This is a genomic window from Christiangramia sp. OXR-203, from assembly GCF_034372165.1.
Lineage (GTDB): Bacteria > Bacteroidota > Bacteroidia > Flavobacteriales > Flavobacteriaceae > Christiangramia.
The window spans coordinates 2,515,148-2,534,626 of sequence record NZ_CP139698.1 but is presented as its reverse complement, the minus strand read 5'-3'; the positions used below and the strand labels follow the sequence as shown (position 1 = coordinate 2,534,626).

16 protein-coding genes are annotated in these 19,479 nt (G+C 39.1%); 14 read left to right on the top strand and 2 right to left on the bottom strand.

Going from position 1 to position 19,479, the window contains the following annotated elements; all coding sequences use genetic code 11:
* Nucleotides 1-237: 237 nt before the first annotated feature.
* From T8I65_RS11685 to T8I65_RS11620, 14 genes are all read left to right on the top strand, one after another.
* A complete protein-coding gene (locus T8I65_RS11685) occupies nucleotides 238-744 on the top strand; it encodes a DUF6913 domain-containing protein (protein ID WP_322300775.1) in 507 nt (168 codons plus the stop codon).
* Complete coding sequence (gene dapA / locus T8I65_RS11680; RefSeq protein ID WP_322300774.1) at nucleotides 744-1,619, top strand: 4-hydroxy-tetrahydrodipicolinate synthase; 876 nt, start codon at nucleotides 744-746, stop codon at nucleotides 1,617-1,619. The genes T8I65_RS11685 and dapA overlap by 1 nt, the downstream gene beginning before the upstream one ends.
* Before the next feature lie 138 nt (nucleotides 1,620-1,757).
* On the top strand, nucleotides 1,758-2,567 hold the full coding sequence (locus T8I65_RS11675; RefSeq protein WP_295181485.1) for an outer membrane protein assembly factor BamD: 810 nt from the start codon (nucleotides 1,758-1,760) through the stop codon (nucleotides 2,565-2,567).
* Nucleotides 2,568-2,577: 10 nt separating this feature from the next.
* Nucleotides 2,578-2,904, top strand: coding sequence for a DNA-directed RNA polymerase subunit omega (locus tag T8I65_RS11670; protein ID WP_141879238.1), 327 nt, complete (start codon nucleotides 2,578-2,580; stop codon nucleotides 2,902-2,904).
* Nucleotides 2,905-2,919: 15 nt separating this feature from the next.
* Entirely contained in the window at nucleotides 2,920-4,128 is a 1,209-nt protein-coding gene (coaBC, locus tag T8I65_RS11665) for a bifunctional phosphopantothenoylcysteine decarboxylase/phosphopantothenate--cysteine ligase CoaBC (RefSeq protein ID WP_322300773.1), read from the top strand.
* Nucleotides 4,121-5,011 (top strand): DUF4835 family protein, encoded by an 891-nt coding sequence (locus T8I65_RS11660; protein WP_322300772.1) that lies wholly within the window; start codon nucleotides 4,121-4,123, stop codon nucleotides 5,009-5,011. Before coaBC ends, T8I65_RS11660 begins: the two co-directional genes overlap by 8 nt.
* A 58-nt stretch (nucleotides 5,012-5,069) precedes the next feature.
* A complete protein-coding gene (recN, locus tag T8I65_RS11655) occupies nucleotides 5,070-6,722 on the top strand; it encodes a DNA repair protein RecN (RefSeq protein ID WP_322300771.1) in 1,653 nt (550 codons plus the stop codon).
* Nucleotides 6,723-6,809: 87 nt separating this feature from the next.
* Nucleotides 6,810-7,631 carry an enoyl-ACP reductase FabI gene (locus T8I65_RS11650; protein ID WP_295181476.1) on the top strand — a complete coding sequence of 274 codons (822 nt, stop codon included), beginning with the start codon at nucleotides 6,810-6,812 and terminating at the stop codon, nucleotides 7,629-7,631.
* Between the two features lie 75 nt (nucleotides 7,632-7,706).
* Nucleotides 7,707-8,726, top strand: coding sequence for a glycosyltransferase (locus T8I65_RS11645; RefSeq protein ID WP_322300770.1), 1,020 nt, complete (start codon nucleotides 7,707-7,709; stop codon nucleotides 8,724-8,726).
* On the top strand, nucleotides 8,710-9,657 hold the full coding sequence (locus T8I65_RS11640) for a YbbR-like domain-containing protein (RefSeq protein ID WP_322300769.1): 948 nt from the start codon (nucleotides 8,710-8,712) through the stop codon (nucleotides 9,655-9,657). The genes T8I65_RS11645 and T8I65_RS11640 overlap by 17 nt, the downstream gene beginning before the upstream one ends.
* The gene (gene coaE, locus T8I65_RS11635; RefSeq protein ID WP_322300768.1) at nucleotides 9,654-10,244 is read left to right on the top strand and encodes a dephospho-CoA kinase; all 591 of its coding nucleotides are present in this window, start codon (nucleotides 9,654-9,656) and stop codon (nucleotides 10,242-10,244) included. Before T8I65_RS11640 ends, coaE begins: the two co-directional genes overlap by 4 nt.
* Nucleotides 10,245-10,311: 67 nt before the next feature.
* Nucleotides 10,312-11,889, top strand: a complete 1,578-nt coding sequence (locus T8I65_RS11630; protein WP_322300767.1) for a HAMP domain-containing sensor histidine kinase — start codon at nucleotides 10,312-10,314, stop codon at nucleotides 11,887-11,889.
* A 3-nt stretch (nucleotides 11,890-11,892) separates the two neighbouring features.
* Nucleotides 11,893-12,615, top strand: coding sequence for a response regulator transcription factor (locus T8I65_RS11625; protein WP_026914972.1), 723 nt, complete (start codon nucleotides 11,893-11,895; stop codon nucleotides 12,613-12,615).
* 376 nt (nucleotides 12,616-12,991) lie between these two features.
* Nucleotides 12,992-17,743 (top strand): HYR domain-containing protein, encoded by a 4,752-nt coding sequence (locus T8I65_RS11620; protein WP_322300766.1) that lies wholly within the window; start codon nucleotides 12,992-12,994, stop codon nucleotides 17,741-17,743.
* Here T8I65_RS11620 and miaA read toward each other — a convergent pair.
* Together miaA and T8I65_RS11610 are read right to left on the bottom strand one after the other, a co-directional pair.
* Nucleotides 17,733-18,641 carry a tRNA (adenosine(37)-N6)-dimethylallyltransferase MiaA gene (miaA, locus tag T8I65_RS11615; protein ID WP_322300765.1) on the bottom strand — a complete coding sequence of 303 codons (909 nt, stop codon included), beginning with the start codon at nucleotides 18,639-18,641 and terminating at the stop codon, nucleotides 17,733-17,735. The genes T8I65_RS11620 and miaA overlap by 11 nt on opposite strands.
* Entirely contained in the window at nucleotides 18,634-19,458 is an 825-nt protein-coding gene (locus T8I65_RS11610; RefSeq protein ID WP_322300764.1) for an ion transporter, read from the bottom strand. Before T8I65_RS11610 ends, miaA begins: the two co-directional genes overlap by 8 nt.
* Nucleotides 19,459-19,479 lie beyond the last annotated feature (21 nt).

The following is a 19,479-nucleotide window of genomic DNA, read 5'->3' as shown; positions in this document are numbered from 1 at the left end:
TTACAAAATTGATTTTTAAAGTTAAGTCTTCTTTTAAAGCATGCGAACCTATCAATTATGATTCTCTGCTTTCTTTTTGTCTGGGAATTAAAATAGCTTATGTAGCTGACTTGGCTTGGTCTAAAATTTTACAAATTATAGAAAGCTGTTTAATCTGTAGAATCTTCTCTTCGGTAGCCACCTCAAGACATAGTTTGCATATAGAAATTATTTACATTTGCCCTCCGAAATCATTTAATGATCACAAATAAAATTAAATCGGTTCAGCTAAAAAAAGCTATTGAGAAACTGAAGCAGAAGAGACAATTCGGCGCTAATATTTCAAACCGGGTATTACTGGTTGTTTCTGAAGATAATTTCGAAAATTATGGGAGTCTTCAGAATCTCTGGAAAAGTTTAGGCCTGCACGAAAATGCTTTTGATGTTGTGATCTGCGGAAATGTTCGTGATATTGATGATAAAGATCTGTTGCAGATTAGTTTAAAAGACTTAAGTCTTGATGGCGAGTTCAAAAACAAGGATCTCTCAGCGCTGCTGGAAAATGAATTTGGATCAGCAATCGTTATAAGCGGAGAAGAAACTTTGCTTTCAAATTTTGTGGCTTTAAGATCTGGGGCAGCATTTTTGATGGGTAAATCTCCGGATCCATTTTCGATCCTGGATATAGAAATTTTTGAAAATGATCCTTCTCTTCTGGAAGCAGAATTGATCAGATATTATAAAATATTAAAACATAAAAAGTAATGGAAGCTTTTATTGGTACCGGAGTAGCGCTGGTTACTCCATTTAATGATGATCTTAGTGTAGACACGAACGCCCTTTCAGCATTAGTGAAAGATCAGATAGATAACGGGATTGAATACCTGGTGGTTTTAGGAACTACTGCAGAAAGTGCAACCCTTAGTAAAAAAGAGAAGGAGCTTGTAAAAACTGTGGTCAAAGAGGCAAACCAGGGGAAACTACCTTTAGTGCTTGGAATGGGAGGTAATGATACGGCTGGGCTGGTTGAAGAACTTATATCAGAAGATCTGGAAGGTTTTGATGCAATACTATCAGTTTCTCCATTTTACAACAAACCAACACAGGAAGGGATTTACCGTCACTTTAAGGCAGTAGCTGAAGCTTCACCACTACCGTTAATTTTATATAATGTACCGGGTAGAACTGCGAGTAACATCCTGCCGGAAACCATCAACAGGATCGCCAGAGATTTTAAAAATGTGATTGGGGTAAAAGAAGCAGCCGGAGATATAGTGCAGGCTATGAAATTGATCTCGCTTGTTCCCGAAGATTTTCTTGTGATTTCAGGAGATGATATGATTACTTTGCCAATGACACTGGCAGGCGGGAAAGGTGTGATTTCGGTTATTGGTCAGGGCTTGCCTAAAGAATTTTCAGAAATGGTACGTCTGGGGTTAAAAGGGGAAGTTAGAGAAGCTTATAAATTACATTATCGCATTGCACCTTCTATAGACATGATCTTTGCTGAAGGGAATCCAGCTGGAATTAAAGCTATGCTACACAAAAGATCTCTAATTAAGAATAATCTGCGACTACCTTTAGTCGAAGCGACCGATGGTCTTTATGCTAGAATTTCAGCCTTCGTTGAAAGTTTCTAGTTCTTTTTGCAGTAAAAATAAAATTTAAAAGACTTTCCTGATACAATAAATACCCGTAAACAGGGTTATTTGAGTAGATTAGGAAAGTTTTTTTTATACTAACAAAAAATGTATTTTTGCCAGATGTTTTTACGTATCATGAAAAAAGGAATTCTCGCTCTAGGCCTGTTGATGGTCACTATATCCTGTAGTGAATATCAGTCATTGCTTAAAAATGAGGAAACTGCACCTAAATATACGGCTGCAGAGGAATTATATACCGAAGGTAAAGAAGAAGATGATAATGGAAAGCTACGTAAGGCTTTACGATTATTGGAACAGATCGAGCCTGAGTATCGAGGAAAACCTCAGGGGGAACGCCTTGTTTATATTCTTGGAGATACGTATTACCAGTTAGGTGATTATTATAATGCGCCTTTCAATTTTGAACGTTTTGTTCAGTTGTATCCAAATAGCCAGAAGGTAGAAGAAGCCGAATATAAAACGGCGGTTAGCTATTACAATCGTTCTCCGCGCTTTAACCTGGATCAAACCGATACCAGAAAAGCGATCGAAGAACTTCAGGTTTATCTAAATAAGTATCCGGAAGGAGAATTTGTAGATTCAGCAAATGATTATGCGACAGAGTTGCGAGTGAAGCTGGAAAAGAAAGCTTACGAGATCGCAAAGCAATATCACAAAACCAGATATTATAAAGCGGCAATCGCTTCTTTCAATAACTTCATTGCAGAATATCCGGGATCGCCGTTTAGAGAAGCTGCTTATTACTATCGATACGATTCAGCATACCAGCTAGCGATCAATAGCTTTGAAGTTTTAATGCAAGAAAGACTTGAAAATGCCAGGGAATTTTATAATTCCTATAATAAATATTATCCAGAAGGAGAGTTTACTCAGGACTCTGAGGCTTCCATGATGGAAATTGATAAAAGGTTAGAGAATTTTTAATAAAGGAATGATGGATTTTAAAAAAATTGATGCCCCGGTTAACACAACTACTATCAACAAGAATGAAGTAGATGCACCTACCGGAAACATTTACGAGGCGATATCTATCGTAGCGAAGAGAGCTGGACAGATTAATGGTGAAATCAAAAAAGAGCTTTTAGAGAAGCTTGATGAATTCGCTACTTATAACGATTCTCTTGACGAGATTTTTGAAAACAAAGAGCAGATCGAGGTTTCAAAATTCTACGAAAAACTTCCAAAACCGCAATCACTTGCGATCCAGGAGTGGCTTGATGACAAGATCTACTGGAGAAACACTATGGAAACCGAAGAATAGAATCGGTTAACTGATATGTCTGTACTTCAAGGCAAAAAAGTTTTACTCGGCATTACCGGAGGTATTGCTGCCTACAAAACTGCTTCACTGGTACGACTATTTGTGAAGTCTGGTGCAGAGGTGAGGGTTGTAATGACACAGGCTGCAAAAGAATTTATCACTCCTCTTACACTTTCAACTCTTTCAAGGAATGAAGTTTATTCTTCATTTACTAGTGAAGAGGATGAGAATGAACAATGGAACAATCACGTGGAACTCGGCCTTTGGGCCGATTTCATGCTTTTAGCCCCAGCCACAGCGAGCACTCTATCTAAAATGGCTTCGGGGAATAGCGATAACATTTTGCTTGCTACTTATCTTTCAGCTAAATGTGAAGTTTTCTTTGCTCCGGCAATGGATCTTGACATGTATAAACACCCATCTACAACCAAAAGTTTCGAAACGCTCCAGGGATATGGCAATATCATGATTCCTTCAGGAACCGGTGAGCTAGCGAGCGGACTTTCAGGAAAAGGGAGAATGGCAGAGCCTGAAGAGATCATTAGCTTTATCGAAGATCACCTTTCTAAAGATCTTCCACTTCGGAACAAAAAAATTGTAATTACTGCCGGGCCAACTTATGAAGCCATAGACCCGGTACGATTTATTGGAAATCACTCCAGTGGTAAGATGGGCTTCGCAATTGCATTAAAGGCGGCAGAAGCTGGTGCTGAAGTTGTATTAATTACAGGTCCTACACATCTTGATATCTCACATGATAATATTGAACTTAAAAGAGTGGTAAGCACCCGGGATATGTACGATGCTGCTCATGCGGAGTTTGAGAACACCGATGTTTTTATTGCTGCGGCAGCTGTAGCCGATTACAGGCCTAAAACGGTCGCAGATCAAAAGATTAAAAAGAACGATCCCGCTTTAAGCCTGGAATTAACCAAAACTGAAGATATTCTTGCTTCTCTGGGAGCTATTAAGAAGGATCAGAAGTTGGTAGGTTTCGCTTTGGAAACTAACAATGAGGAAGAGAATGCAAGAAAAAAGCTGGAAAAGAAAAATCTAGATTTTATTGTCTTAAATTCCCTTCAGGATACCGGTGCAGGTTTTAAAGGAGATACCAATAAGATTAAGATCATTTATCCAGATAGAAAACTGGAATTTGACCTTAAAAGTAAAACGGAAGTTGCCCAGGATATCATTACAGAAGTAATCAAAATGTTTCATGCTTAGAATTACCTTTCTAGTACTGTTCACTATATTTTCCTATTCAGGAATTGCACAGCAATTAAGTTGCGAGGTAGTGGTTAACGCAGAACAAACGGGGCAGGCAAATCTTTCTGTATTTAAGACGCTGGAAAGATCGCTGAATGAGTTTATCAACCAGACCACCTGGACAGACAGGCGTTTGCAGGATCATGAACGTATTAGCTGTAGTATGTTCATTACGATCAATAGTTTTGAAGGAGAAAGCTTTAATGGAACAATCCAGGTCCAATCTTCCAGACCGGTTTATGGAACCAGTATGATCACTCCTGTTTTTAATTTTAACGACGAACAATTAAGTTTTAGTTACCGGGAGTATCAACCTTTAAATTATAGTCAGAATACTTATACGAATAATCTCGTATCTGTTATTTCCTTTTACGTATATACTATTCTTGGACTTGATGCAGATACCTTTGCTCCGGAAGGCGGCACGGCTTTTTTTGAGGAAGCCAACAGAATCGTTACAACTGCCCAGCAGGGAAACTCGCAGGGTTGGAGAGGTTCAGACGGTCAACGTTCGCGTTTCCGGCTGAATGCAGATCTACTGGCGAACACTTATGCGGAATATCGTGAAGCACTTTACGACTATCACAGGTTGGGTCTAGATGTCATGCACGCTGATGTAATGGCTGGTAAAACTGCAATTGCCGAATCTTTGAATAAGCTGGAAGTGATGAACAATCGCAGAAATAACTCCCTGCTGCTTCGAGCTTTCTTTGACTCTAAGGCAGATGAAATTGCTTCTGTCTATACCGGAGGGCCTGCTTACCCTGCTAAGGATGAACTTATCCAGACACTGAATAATATCGCAGCCAGGTATGCCCGTAGCTGGCGAAATATTCAGTAAGAATTTTGGTTGATTACGAGTATTTTCTCTCGTATATTTAGCACAAATTTTAACTGAATTGCTTACATCTCTTTCCATAAAGAATTACGCGCTTATTGAAGATATTACGATGGATCTTCAATCTGGTTTTACGATTATTACCGGGGAAACCGGTGCCGGGAAATCTATCATGCTGGGTGCATTGGGTTTGTTGCTGGGAGATCGCGCAGACTTCAGTAGTATTAGAAATACTGAAAAGAAATGCGTTATCGAAGGTCATTTTAGCATTAAAGATTATGCTTTACAGCAATTCTTTGAAAAAGAAGATCTGGATTATGAGCAGACCAGTATCATTCGGCGTGAAATTTTACCTTCCGGGAAATCCCGTGCATTTATCAATGATACACCGGTGAAGATCACTTCTTTGCAAAAGCTGGGAACTTCCCTTATCGATATTCATAGTCAGCATGAGACCCTTAGTCTGGGAAATTCAGATTATCAATTCAATGTTATTGATACCATCGCAAAAAATGAAGGAAGTATACTTCAGTATAAATCAGAATTGAGGGAGTACCGAAAATTTCAGAAGAGATTTGAAGAGTTAAAAGAAGAACAGGCGCAGGCATCAAAGGAATATGATTACAATCTTTTTCTTCTGAATGAACTGCAGGAAGCAAGGTTGAAATCAGGAATGCTGGAAGATCTCGAAGAACGCTATGAATCTTTGAACAATGTAGAGGAGCTTACTGAAAATCTAAGTGCGGCATTAAGCTCAATACAACAAGAAGAAATAGGAAGCATGGAGACATTGAAGTCGGCTCGGTCCCATATTTCGAGAATAGCTAAATTCTCCGGAATTTATGATAATTTTCATGAAAGATTACAGAGTGCGATCATTGAACTCGACGATTTGGAAGCTGAAATGACAGATGCACTGGAAGCTGTGGAAGCAAATCCGGAAGAGCTGGAAAAAGTGAATCAGCAGCTGCAGGTGATCTATAATTTACAAAAAAAGCATAACGCTGAAAGTGTAGAAGAACTATTACAAATTGCGGAAGATCTTCAGGAGAAGGTTTCGGTAACAGAAAATGCGGAAGCTGCTTTGGAAGAAGCTGAGAAAGCGATCAAAAAACAATTTATCGTAATATCTGCTACTGCCGAGAAACTTCATAAGAATCGTTTAAAAATCATCCCGGCCTTTATAGAACAGACGGAAATCATACTGAAAGATCTGGGAATGCCGAATGCGAGACTTAATATTGAGCTTAGTAGCACAAAAGAGTTTTTAAGTAACGGGAGCGATAAGCTCGAATGGTTCCTGGCGGCTAATAAAGGCGGAAGTTTTAAAGAGATCAAGAAAGCAGCGTCGGGTGGAGAACTTTCCAGAATTATGCTCGCAGTAAAAAGCATACTTGCAGCACAAAGTAAACTGCCAACGATCATTTTTGATGAAATTGATACTGGTGTTTCTGGAGATATTGCCCATAAAATGGGAGAGATTCTAGCCAGAATGGGCGCTAATATGCAGGTGATCGCGATCACTCACTTACCACAAATAGCCGGAAAGGGAAGTTCACATTTTAAGATCTTTAAAGAAGACAGCGAGGTTGCAACTCAAACCAAGATCGTAAAGCTGGAACAGGACCAGAGAATCGATGAACTGGCGATGATGCTTGGAGGTACTAGTGGAAGTGATTCTGCACGTGCCCATGCAAAAGCCCTGCTGAATTAATACCATATCATCTGAAGCCTAAAAGGCGGAGGATTTATTTCAACTTTGCTATATTTACAGGCTTAACAACCACAAAAATTAAATCACATGTCATATAACCTGCTAAAAGGTAAAAGAGGAATCATATTTGGTGCATTGGACGAAAATTCAATTGCCTGGAAAACAGCGGAAAGAGTTCACGAAGAAGGTGGGACTTTCGTGCTGACAAATGCTCCAATCGCAATGAGAATGGGAAGTATCAATCAACTGGCTGAAAAAACAGGTTCTGAGATCATTCCTGCAGATGCTACTAAAGTAGAAGATCTTGAAAACCTTGTAGAGAAGTCTATGGAGATCCTTGGAGGGAAGATCGATTTCGTTCTTCATTCTATCGGGATGTCTGTGAATGTTCGTAAAGGAAAACATTATACAGATATGAACTATGATTTCACGACCAAAGGTTGGGATGTTTCAGCTGTTTCTTTCCATAAAACCATGCAGGTATTGTATAAGAAAGATGCAATGAACGAATGGGGAAGCATTGTAGCGCTAAGTTATATGGCGGCACAACGTGTATTCCCGGACTATAATGACATGGCTGATAACAAAGCATATCTGGAGTCTATTGCGCGTAGTTTTGGTTACTTCTTCGGAAAGGATAAAAAAGTAAGAGTGAATACTATTTCTCAATCTCCAACGCCAACTACCGCAGGAACTGGAGTTAAAGGCTTCGATGGTTTTATTGCATTTGCAGAAAAAATGTCTCCGCTTGGAAATGCTACGGCTTTAGAATGTGCAGATTACACCCTGACTTTATTCTCAGATCTAACCAGAAAGGTAACTCTTCAAAATCTATTTCACGATGGTGGATTCTCGAACACGGGAGTTAGCCAGGAAGTAATGGAGACTTTTGTTAAGGATTCAGAATAATTAAACTCTAAATATAAACTGCCGGAACCTGAACACTATGTTCGGCTTCCGGCAGTTCTATTTTAAATAATCAACATGCAACCAGAATATTCATTTGTGATCCCTGTATATAACAGACCTGATGAGATCAGGGAGTTATTGCAGAGCATGCTAAAGATGCGCGCCCCGGTTCCATTTGAAGTAGTGATTGTTGAAGATGGCTCTACAAATTCTTCTGAAGCTGTTGTTGCTGAGTTCCAGGATCGATTATTTATAAGTTATTACTTTAAAGAAAACTCAGGGCCAGGCGATAGCAGGAACTACGGGATGAGAAAAGCCCAGGCTTCCTATTTCTTAATTCTGGATTCAGACGTGCTGATGCCTGAAGATTACCTCGAGGAGGTTCATGGATTTTTAACTGGCAATTTTCACGATTGTTTTGGAGGGCCAGATGCAGCCCATGAATCTTTTTCGAACACCCAGAAGGCGATAGATTACAGTATGACATCCTTGTTTACCACTGGTGGTATACGTGGAGGTAAGAAAGCAGTGGATGAATTCCAGCCCCGCAGTTTTAATATGGGCTTGAGTAAAAAAGCATTTGAACTCAGTGGTGGATTTGGCAGGATCCATCCCGGGGAAGACCCGGATTTGAGTTTAAGGTTAAAGAAATCGGGAATTAAAAGTTGTTTGATTCCAAAGGCCCGGGTGTTCCATAAGCGACGAATAGACTGGAAAAAGTTCTTTGTACAGGTTAAGAAGTTCGGGATGGTTCGGCCAATTTTGAATAAATGGCATCCTGGATCTGCAAAGATCACCTATTGGTTTCCTTCGTTATTCATGATCGGACTCATACTCTCCATCATCTTTTTATTTGCAGGATTTAGTTTTTTTATAAGCTGTTATCTTATTTATTTACTAATTATTGCTGTGGATGCAGCGATACGAAATAAAAGTCTATATATTGGATTATTGGCTGTAAAAGCGGTGATCATACAGTTTTCAGGTTATGGTTATGGTTTTATAGTGTCCAATTATCGTATAAATATTCAGAAGCAAAAACCGGAAGTGGCATTTCCTCAATTATTTTTCAAAAAGCATGGCAACCAGGAATAGAAGAAGATTTAAGAAATCAAGCATAAAAACATTCGGTTTTTTCCTAATCTTTTCTGCGATCGTGTGGGTACTGGTCCAGTTTTCTAAAACGTATACTCAGGTGATCGAAGTACCTGTGAATTATCTTAATGTTCCCCTGGATAAAAGTATTTCTGAAGAGCGACCTGACCATGTGGATCTTCAGCTTCAAGATAATGGCTTCAGTATCTATTACTATAAAATCTTTAATCCGAAGCTTGATATAGATCTTTCCGAAGCAATTGAAAGTGATAAGAACCTGATCTATTCTATTGAAAATCATATCACGGTGATTGAACAGCAACTGAAGGTGACCCTGGAAGATTCAAGGATCATCCAGGACGAGATCGTAATCCCGTTTCAATTTAAGAAAGAAAAAATGCTAAAGATCATCTCGAATGTTGAGGTGAGCTATGCCGTAGGTTATTCGGCAGACGCGCCTCTTCAACTAGTCCCCGATTCAGTAAAAGTTAGTGGACCCGAGGAAGTGATCGCCAAATTGAGTTCCATACCAACTTTAAGTAAAAAACTGGAAAATGTAAATTCAGATCTTGACGGGAGTGTTAAACTGGACACTACGGGTTATGGTGAATTAAGTTTCTACGAAAATAGCGTACGGTATACCCAGGAAGTTGAAAAATTTACTGAAGGAAAAGCTGAAATCCCGGTAGAGGTCATTAACGTTCCAGATAATCTCAACCTGGCTTATTTCCCGAAGTCGGTTGTAGTGTATTACCAGGTAAACCTTGAAGATTTTGAAAATGTTGGGGCTTCCGACTTTTCCGTAGTATGCGATTATAAGAGTGTGAAGGAAGGTGACGATTATATGATCGCACAGATCAAAAGCAAACCGAAATTCGTTAATAATATTCGGCTAAACGAACGTAGAATTCAATTTGTGATCAAACGATGAAAATAGTAGGTCTTACCGGAGGAATTGGAAGTGGAAAAACTACAGTGGCGGGCTTTTTTAAAGATCTGGGTATTCCGGTCTATATCGCAGATGATGCAGGGAAAAGATTGCTGGAAGAAAATTCAGATATCAGAGAAAAGGTTAGCAAATTATTAGGTGTAGCTGCATACAATGAGCAAGTACCCGATAGAAAGTATATCGCAAATAAGGTATTTAAAGATAAGGACCTGCTTGAAAAATTGAATGCTATTATACATCCGGCAGTTGCTAGCGACTTTCAGGATTGGGTCTCAAAGCAAACTTCAGAATATATCATATACGAAGCAGCTATTCTATTTGAAGCTGGAGGATATAAGAAATGCGATCTCAGCATTCTGGTGACTGCTCCACATGAGTTAAAAATTGGAAGACTTCAAAAAAGAGATGATAGTACGGTAGAGGAAATTGAAGCCAGAATGGGACACCAGTGGCCAGATGAAAAGAAAGCGAAACTTGCCGATTTTCTTATAGAAAACAAGGATTTGCAGCAAACCAAACAAGAGGTTAGCGATATCCATATCCAAATCTTAAAAGCACGCGAAAATTGACGGAAGTTCTGTTAACATTTGGTTAAACAGCTTAAGCTCTAAATGTTAAAATATTACTTTTGACCGCATGAATAAGAAGCTTTTTGTCCTTCTCGTAGCGCTGATGAGCTTGTCTTTAATAGGCATCATATTCGTTCAGGGATATTGGATAAAGAGTACGATCGATGACAGGGAAGAGCAATTCTCCTATAACGCGAAACAGGCACTGATAAAGGTTTCCGAAGAAATTCAGAATTCAGAATTTGAACGTTATTACTTTCAGTTTAAGAATCCGGATAGTATCAATAGCACGTTAAGTGATCGCACACTTACTGAATATTTCTACTCGAACAAGGACGAAAACAGGAACGAAACCTATTTTAATTCTGAAACGATTTTAGAAGAAGATTATAAGGTTTCCTCAGGCTTTTTGCAGTTTGCCGAAGACAGTATCAAGTTCACTAAAATGATCAACAAGAAAGTGACAGATATTGTTCAGGAGAATAATCTTGAAGGCGGGAATTTAAGTGCAAGACAGCGAATTGAGCATATAGAGAGACTATCCAGGATGGAAGAGGTAGAGAAGGATATTCTTAGATCTGCGATTTCAGAACTGGTTGTAAGGATTCCTATTCATAACAGGGTTTCAGAAGATAAGATCAGGGAATTACTGGAAGAGCAGCTTGCAGAGAGAAACTTAAAGACCGCATTCGAATTTGGGATCTTTAATAATTCCATAGCTACTACGGTACATTCAGAAAATTTTAGTCTGGATCATCCAGCTACCTATGCTGTACCACTTTTTGTAGATTCTGCAGGAAGAAGCGGCTATCAGTTACTGGTAAACCTTACGAACCGAAAAGAAGCAGTTCTTTCTTCAGTAATATTAATGGCTTGTTTGTCAATCATTTTCACACTGATCATTGTAATCGCTTATTCCAGTGCATTATCTCAGCTAATTAAACAGAGACAGATCTCGCAGATTAAAACTGACTTTATTAATAATATGACGCATGAGTTCAAGACTCCTATTGCGACGATAAATCTGGCCCTGGACGCGATCAAGAATCCTAAAGTGATCGAAGATCGTTCCAAGGTGAATAGATACCTGCAGATGATCAGGGATGAGAATAAGAGAATGCACGCCCAGGTTGAAAACGTACTAAGGATTTCAAAACTGGAGAAAAACGAGCTGGATCTTAAAAAGGAAAGACACCAGTTGCACGATATTATTCTTGATGCCATCACGCATGTAGAATTAATTATAGAAGACCGTGGCGGTTATGTGCAGACTCATTTTGGAGCTTTACGCTCTTCGGTTCTTGCAAACCAGGATCATTTTACGAATGTTGTTGTGAATATCCTTGATAACGCGATCAAATATTCAGAAGAAGCGCCGAAGATCGATATTTATACAACGAACGTTAAGAATTATATTTATTGTGAAATAAGAGACCAGGGAGTTGGGATGACGAAACTGGTTCAAAAGAAAATATTTGAAAAATTTTATCGTGAACATACCGGGGATATCCATAATGTAAAAGGTCACGGACTTGGATTGGCTTATGCCAGACAGATCGTGGATGACCATCATGGACAGATCACCGTAACCAGCGAAAAAGGGAAGGGTAGTACCTTCATCATTAAATTACCACTAATATCTTAAAATATGGAAACTGAAAACAAAAAAATTCTATTAGTAGAGGATGATCCAAATTTTGGAACTGTCCTTAAAGATTACCTTGCGATGAACGATTACGAGGTAACTCACGCCAAAAATGGTATGGAAGGATTCGAAAAATTCAAAAAAGATGATTTCGACCTTTGTATTCTTGATGTGATGATGCCTTATAAAGATGGTTTTACTCTTGCTAAGGAGATTCGTGAGAAGAACGAAGAAGTGCCGATCATCTTTTTAACGGCTAAAGCCATGAAAGAAGATGTATTGAAAGGTTATAAGGTTGGAGCAGATGATTACCTGAACAAACCTTTTGATTCTGAAGTACTTTTAATGAAGATCAAGGCGATCATGCAGCGTAAGGCTACCGATAGCGTTGCAGATTCCAAGCAATTTGAATTCGAAATTGGTGGTTTCCACCTGAATTCAAAACTTAGATTCTTAACTTTTAGAGATGAAGAGCCTCAGAAGCTTTCTCCAAAAGAAAACGAATTATTGAGACTACTTGCTCTGCATGAGAATGACCTGATGCCTAGAGAGCTAGCCTTGACTAAGATATGGAGAGACGATAACTACTTTACTTCCAGAAGTATGGATGTTTATATCGCCAAATTAAGAAAGTATCTAAAGAAAGATGAAAATGTGGAAATTCTGAATATCCACGGTGAAGGTTTTAGACTTGTTATTAAAAACAAAGAAGAGACCGAAGCATAATAAAATAAATTCAGTTTCCGGGAGGTGCTGCATCATAACATTCGTTATGATGCGGTATCATTTCTCGTGATAGGCTTTTTCGAGCTATCGAAAATTTCTCTAACTACGAAATTTTACTTACCGCCGCATTCTTAACATGAAAATAAGAGCGGTTTTCTTACAATATGTATCTTTACGGCATTCCATAAAATGCCCTAGATTGATAAATGCAGCAGATATACCTACCTACAGGAGTTCTTTTCTAAGAAAAGTCTGCATTAGCTTATTCTTAATTTTATTTTTTAGTGTCAATAGCTATGGGCAGGATCCAACTGAGGCTGTTCCTTCTCATGATTGGCTCAATAAAGTTGATCTTGTTAATCAGACTTTAACTAGTTTGGATACGGATGAAATTCCTATTAGTATTGATTTGTCACCCGATAACTTTCTTTACATTCTAACCTTCGGAAATGGAATTCAGAAAAGAAATTCCGATGGTACAATCGTTACATCTAATTTCATAACCGGACTTAGTAGTCCGCTGGATTTCGTAATTGATAACGAAGGTTTTTTTTACGTTGCAGATTATTCTGAAGATGGTTCTTGTTCGGAAAATGGTAAAATAAGAATCTTCAACCCTGATGGCTCTTTCGATAGAATTATATACACTGGATTTTATCGGCCACTAGGAATTGATGTTGATAGTGACAGTAATTTATATGTGGCTGAATATAATCCTCCCGGTAATGGTTGTGAAGGTGATGAACTTAGCAGAGTAAGCATCTACAATCAAAATGGGATTAGAATTGCACAGAATAGAAATGTTGAACGACCATATAGAATTGCTGTTAGTGCAGAAAAGAATGTTTATTTAAGTCAGGAAGGTGCAGGTGATCCCGCAGTTCTTACTTTAGATAGCAATTTGGATATAACTGGTTTGTTACCGAATATTCAATCTCCCGGAAGTATAAATATAGATTTATTTGGCTTTATACATGTAATAGAGTATGCAGGTAGAATTGATTTCAGTCAATTTATAAATTTTGAAAATTTAAGTTTTGGAGAAATTCAGGATATCGCTGAAGAGATAGATGATGGGATAGATGATAATTCATATTTCATCAGAATATATGATCAGGCTGAGAATTTTGAGAGAAAAGTAACTGAAAAGATTGAATTTCCCGTTGATCTTGCTTTTGGGAATTGTAACCGGATGTATGTAGACAATGCGTATGCTGATGGTAGAAATACAATCTTTGGATATCTTCCGGAAGAATTTGAATTCGATCTTGAGATATACCAAAGAACCCCTGTATTTGACAATGAAGTTCCAATAATTACATGTCCTGAAAATTTAGTATTGGAAATTGCTGAGGGAGAAAATGAGGTTGAGGTTGCTTATTCTATACCAATTGCTACAGATCAAAATAATGTTGAAGTAGAACTTATTGCCGGGCCAGAATCGGGTGATTTTAGGGCTACAGGTATTTACAATGTCGTTTATGAAGCTACAGATCTTTGCGGCAATAAAGCTAGGTGTACTTTTAAGGTCACAGTAAATGCACCAGATGTACAAGACACACCACCAGAATTCGACAATTGCCCACCAAATATTACTGAAGAAAATGATCCCGGAGAATGTGGAGCCGTAGTAACATTTGTTAGTCCAACGGCAAGTGATGAGAGTGGATCTTTAACGGTAACAAGGATTGATAATTCTGGATTGAATTCCGGAGATCTATTTCCCGTTGGAACTACAACTATTACCTTCCAGGCAGATGATGGAGCGAACGATCCGGTCGAATGCAGTTTTGATATTATAGTTCAGGATACTGAAGGTCCTGATTTGCTAAGCTGTCCATCAAATATTAATGAAACTGTTCCTTTTGGGGAGACTGGAAAAGTTATTGATTACGAAAATCCAACCTTTGATGATAATTGTCCCGGAACGACTAGCATACAAACTGCAGGTCTACCATCAGGTTCTGAGTTTCCAGTAGGCTCTACTACAAATACTTTCGTAATCACAGATAAGAATGAGAATGCTGAAACTTGTAGTTTTACAGTTACGATCACCGAGGAACCAGAAGATACACCACCAGAATTTGACAATTGCCCAACCCAAGATATTGAAGTAGCCAATGATCCCGGTGAATGTGGAGCCGTAGTAACATTTTTTAGTCCAACGGCAAGTGATGCAAATGGAAATGTAGAAGTCACAAGAATCGATGAAAATACAGATCTAGTTTCCGGAAGTTTATTCCCCGTTGGAACCACAACGATTATTTTTCAGGCAAATGATGGAACAAACGATCCCGTTACCTGCAGTTTTGATATCGTAGTTCAGGATACTGAAGCTCCAATATTAACTTGCGTACCAGACATTACTGCTCAGGCAACACCTGGATCTGATTCAAAAACTATAAATTTCTCGCTACCTACAGTTCGAGATTTATGTGATGGGGTTTTACAATCCAGGGTTTCTGAGGGAAGCTTGATATCTGGAAGCAATTTCCCGATTGGTTCTACTGATGTAGTTTTTGAGGCAACCGATTCCAACGGTAATGTTGGCTTCTGTACTTTAAATGTCAATATTCTTCCTCCCAATTTTGCACCTTCAATAGAATGTCCTGATGATATTTCCATTAACAATGACAGCGGAATTTGCGGAGCAATAGTAGAATTTGGAGAACCGACTATGACCGATCCTGAAGGTGACGATCTTACAATTACCCGTACCGATAATTTAGATCTTGATTCAGGCGATGTGTTTCCAGTAGGCATCACCACGATTGCTTATGAGGTTGCCGATGGATTTAATGATCCCGTCTCCTGTAGCTTCACAATTACTGTTGAAAATACAGAACAACCTAATTTCACTTTCTGTCCCAATGATATTTCAGAGTTACTGGAAGCTTCAGAATCTGGAAAGATCATCACGTTTGATCTTCCGCAATTTGAGGATAACTGTTCAGAAGCAGAATTGTTTCAAACTGCAGGTTCTTCATCTGGAGAGTTTTTTGAGCTTGGTGAAACTGAAGTCCGATTTGAGTTGCGGGTGAATAATACGGTGGTAGAGCAGTGCTCCTTTTCGGTTAATCTAGTCCGCCAGACAGCGACCTATCAATGCATCGAATCGATCACGGTAAACCTTGGCGAAGACTCTCAGAATTCACCGGTGACAGAAATACCAACTTCAGAATTTATTTTGTCTGATAGCTCTAACCTTGATTTTGAACTAAATGTTCAGCAATTCACTTGCGAGGATATTGGGACTTTTGACCTGCCTATTCGAGCTACAGATAGGGAGACGGGAGAAAATTTTTCATGTATTGTAGAAGCAACCGTCAAGGATGTTGGCGCACCACTTATTATTTGTCCGGCAGATATTCAGCAACGGGTAATACCTGCAGTAGGTGATTTCGTATTACCTCAGGTAACCGATCGCTTTACTGTTACCGATAATTGTACCGCTTTTGAAGATCTGGAAATCGTTCAGAATCCGCAGGCGGGTACTACATATTCAGAAGCAGGGGATTATATAGTGATAATCACGGCTACCGATTCTGCTGGAAATACTGAAGAGTGCCAGGTAACCTACAGATTGACCCTGGACGAAGAGCCCGAAGAATTTGCGCTTAACTGTCCGCAAAATGAAAGTGTGATCAAAGCTGATGATAACTGTGAATATATAGTACCTGATTTTTCAAATACTATCATTTACTCACCTGCTAATGCAACTTTCTCCCAATCTATACCAGCAGGAACGAGAATAGAACAATCAACGAGCATTGAAATTACCGCAAGTTTTGAAGGAGAATCAGACTCCTGTACTTTCGAACTCGTTCTAAAAGACAATACTTCGCCCATGCTTAGTTGTCCTGATGATCGAATGATAGTAGTTGCAGAGGGTGAAAGTGTTGAAATCCAGGACTATCGAGGGGAATTGGAGGTAAGTGACAATTGCGGACTGGCGGAGATCATTCAGGATCCGGCACCTGGTACGCAAATTTCAGAAGATACCGAGGTGAGTTTTATAGCTTTTGATACCTCTAACACTAACAATGCTTCAGAATGTAGTTTCATGCTGACCTTAGCAGTCGATACTGAAGGAAACGATATTCCTATTGCGAATGAAGATTTCTATTCCATACCCGTCAATACAACCTTAAATATTTCTGTGGAAGAAGGAGTTCTGGCGAATGATATGGATGCAGATGGAGATGAGCTTACGGCAACGCTTGTTGAAGATGTAACCAATGGAACGCTTCAGTTAAATCCTGATGGGTCTTTTGTCTATACTCCAAATGACGGATTTATTGGTGACGACACTTTTGTATACTATGTTTTCGATGGTTTTACTGAAGTTGAAACGACGGTTACTATTAGTGTAGTGCCAGTAGACACCGGAGGATTTCAGTGTGTGGAGTCTTATGTTCTCGAACTGGATGAAAACGGGATAGCTAAGCTCCAGATTACTGAATTGTACACTGGTGATGCCTCAGGAGTCAGTTTTAGCCTAGATAAGGAGAATTTCGACTGTGACGACCTTGGAGCTAATCAGGTTATATTAAGCTATTCAGGAGATGAAAATGGTTCCTGTGACATAAGTATCGAAGTGGTTGATCGAATCAAACCCGAAATTGAAATTCAGAATATCGGTATCGATCTTAATTTTTCCGGAACTGCAACTATTACTCCGCGGGACGTACTTGTCAATTTCAGCGATAACTGTGACAACAATCTTAGCTATGAATTAAGCCGAAGTACTTTTAGTTGCAAGGACCTTGGATGGAATGAGATTAACGTGATCGCAACAGATACCAGCGGAAACTCCAGTACAACTTCTGTAGAAGTACAGGTTTTTGCTGAAAGCGGAATTTGCGATGACACTACAGAAGGTTCAGAATACATCTTTATATATCCCAACCCAAATCGTGGTAGTTTTAAAGTAGCAACCCCAGCTGATGTGACTATTTCCAGAATTGAAGTTTTCGATCACCGTGGAAGATTTATTACCGGTAAGGATTATCCGGCTAATGCACTGGAATATGCAATTAGTACCGGCCCTTTGCAGGAAGCGGTATACGTGGTAAAAATGATCACCAACGAAGGTGAGAAGACAAAGCGTTTTATTATTAAGAATTGATCTTTTCCCGCAGGTGTGTGGCAATCAATTCGAAAATTGTAGTCCGATCAAACCAGGTAATAGTTTCATCTTTTCTAAACCAGGTTAATTGTCTTTTTGCAAACCTTCGCGTATTTTTTTTGATCTCACCAACGGCAGTTTCCAAATCCCATTGATCATCAAAGTATGCGAACATCTCTTTGTAGCCAACCGTGTTCAATGCATTGTATTTTCTGGAAGGATATATTTGTCTGGCCTCGTCTACTAAACCATTTTCGATCATAAGGTCCACCCTTTGGTTGATACGGTCATATATTTCTTCTCTTTCGGCAGTTAAACCAATAGAAATTGTCTCAAAATTTCTGGCGTTCTTTTTCTTCTTTAGAAAAGATGAAAAAGCTTTACCGGTGCCTATGCAAATTTCTAGAGCACGAATAAGGCGATGTGGATTTTGAATATCGGCTACTGCATAATATTCCGGATCCATCTTCTGTAGCTTTTGCTGAAGTGATTGCAGACCGTGTTTTGACAATTCTTCATTCAGTTTTATACGAATATTGCTATCTATTTCTGGGAAATGATCGAGACCTTCCACCACAGCTTTGGTGTACAATCCGCTGCCGCCTACCATTACCACCACATCATGTTTTTCGAAAAGTTCATCTAGTTTTGTATGTGCTTCCCTTTCAAAATCTCCAACATTGTAATCTTCAGTAATTGATCTGTGCTGAATAAAATGATGCTGAGCTGCTGCGAGTTCTTCCGGTTCGGGCACTGCCGTTCCAATCGACATTTCTTTATAGAATTGCCGTGAATCTGCTGATAAGACTTCAGTTTTGAAAAGGTTCGCAATTTTGATCGAGAGTGCAGTTTTCCCAATAGCAGTAGGACCCACAATATTGATAAGTGTCTTAGTCATTTAATTCGTATCCACAACTATGACAGTATTCAGCGTCATCCAAGTGCTTTGTTTCATTGCAATTGGGACAAGCCTGAGTATTTTTTGGAGCATCGGTTGCCTTGCTATATTCTGCGCTCACAATGCCCGTAGGAACTGCAATTATTCCGTATCCCGTGATCATGATTACTGAAGCGATCAATCTGCCCACCGGCGTGACCGGGGCTATATCACCAAATCCAACCGTAGTTAATGTTACGATACACCAGTAAATTGAAAGAGGGATATTATTGAATCCGCCATTCTCGCCTTCAACAAGGTGCATTAAGGTCCCGGCGATAATACAAATGATTAAAACCGCGAATAAAAAGACAAGAATTTTCGCTTTGGAATTCTTTAATGCAGAGACCAGCTTCTGAGATTCCCCAACATAACGGGTAATTTTTAGTACTCTGAATACTCTTAGTAATCGCAGTGCTCTAATGGCAAACAAAAGGTTGGCGCCTCCAAACAGGAACCCGATATAACTAGGGATTGTAGATAGAAGGTCCACCATTCCGAAGAAACTGAAGATATAACGCTTCGGTTTATTGATCGTAATGATCCTTAGAACATACTCGATGGTAAAGATCACCGTGATCACCCATTCAGCAATGTAGAATTCTGTCGCATATTTTTCCAGCATCCACGAGACACTTTCCATCATTACTAACGCAACGCTAATAAGAATAACCAGCAAAATAGCCACATCGAAGGTTTTACCAGCCGGAGTATCGGCTTCGTAAATCACCTCATGCAGCTTGCGTTTCCAATCGGGAAGTTTTTCTTTATTATTCAAAATCTACGATTAATCAGGTCT

What these genes read in the sequence shown, in the direction of transcription:
- T8I65_RS11685 (WP_322300775.1), top strand. Translation starts at nt 238, where the DNA reads ATGATCACAAATAAAATTAAATCGGTTCAGCTAAAAAAAGCTATTGAG.
- dapA (WP_322300774.1), top strand. Translation starts at nt 744, where the DNA reads ATGGAAGCTTTTATTGGTACCGGAGTAGCGCTGGTTACTCCATTTAAT.
- T8I65_RS11675 (WP_295181485.1), top strand. Translation starts at nt 1,758, where the DNA reads ATGAAAAAAGGAATTCTCGCTCTAGGCCTGTTGATGGTCACTATATCC.
- T8I65_RS11670 (WP_141879238.1), top strand. Translation starts at nt 2,578, where the DNA reads ATGGATTTTAAAAAAATTGATGCCCCGGTTAACACAACTACTATCAAC.
- coaBC (WP_322300773.1), top strand. Translation starts at nt 2,920, where the DNA reads ATGTCTGTACTTCAAGGCAAAAAAGTTTTACTCGGCATTACCGGAGGT.
- T8I65_RS11660 (WP_322300772.1), top strand. Translation starts at nt 4,121, where the DNA reads ATGCTTAGAATTACCTTTCTAGTACTGTTCACTATATTTTCCTATTCA.
- T8I65_RS11650 (WP_295181476.1), top strand. Translation starts at nt 6,810, where the DNA reads ATGTCATATAACCTGCTAAAAGGTAAAAGAGGAATCATATTTGGTGCA.
- T8I65_RS11645 (WP_322300770.1), top strand. Translation starts at nt 7,707, where the DNA reads ATGCAACCAGAATATTCATTTGTGATCCCTGTATATAACAGACCTGAT.
- T8I65_RS11640 (WP_322300769.1), top strand. Translation starts at nt 8,710, where the DNA reads ATGGCAACCAGGAATAGAAGAAGATTTAAGAAATCAAGCATAAAAACA.
- coaE (WP_322300768.1), top strand. Translation starts at nt 9,654, where the DNA reads ATGAAAATAGTAGGTCTTACCGGAGGAATTGGAAGTGGAAAAACTACA.
- T8I65_RS11630 (WP_322300767.1), top strand. Translation starts at nt 10,312, where the DNA reads ATGAATAAGAAGCTTTTTGTCCTTCTCGTAGCGCTGATGAGCTTGTCT.
- T8I65_RS11625 (WP_026914972.1), top strand. Translation starts at nt 11,893, where the DNA reads ATGGAAACTGAAAACAAAAAAATTCTATTAGTAGAGGATGATCCAAAT.
- miaA (WP_322300765.1), bottom strand. Translation starts at nt 18,641, where the DNA reads ATGACTAAGACACTTATCAATATTGTGGGTCCTACTGCTATTGGGAAA.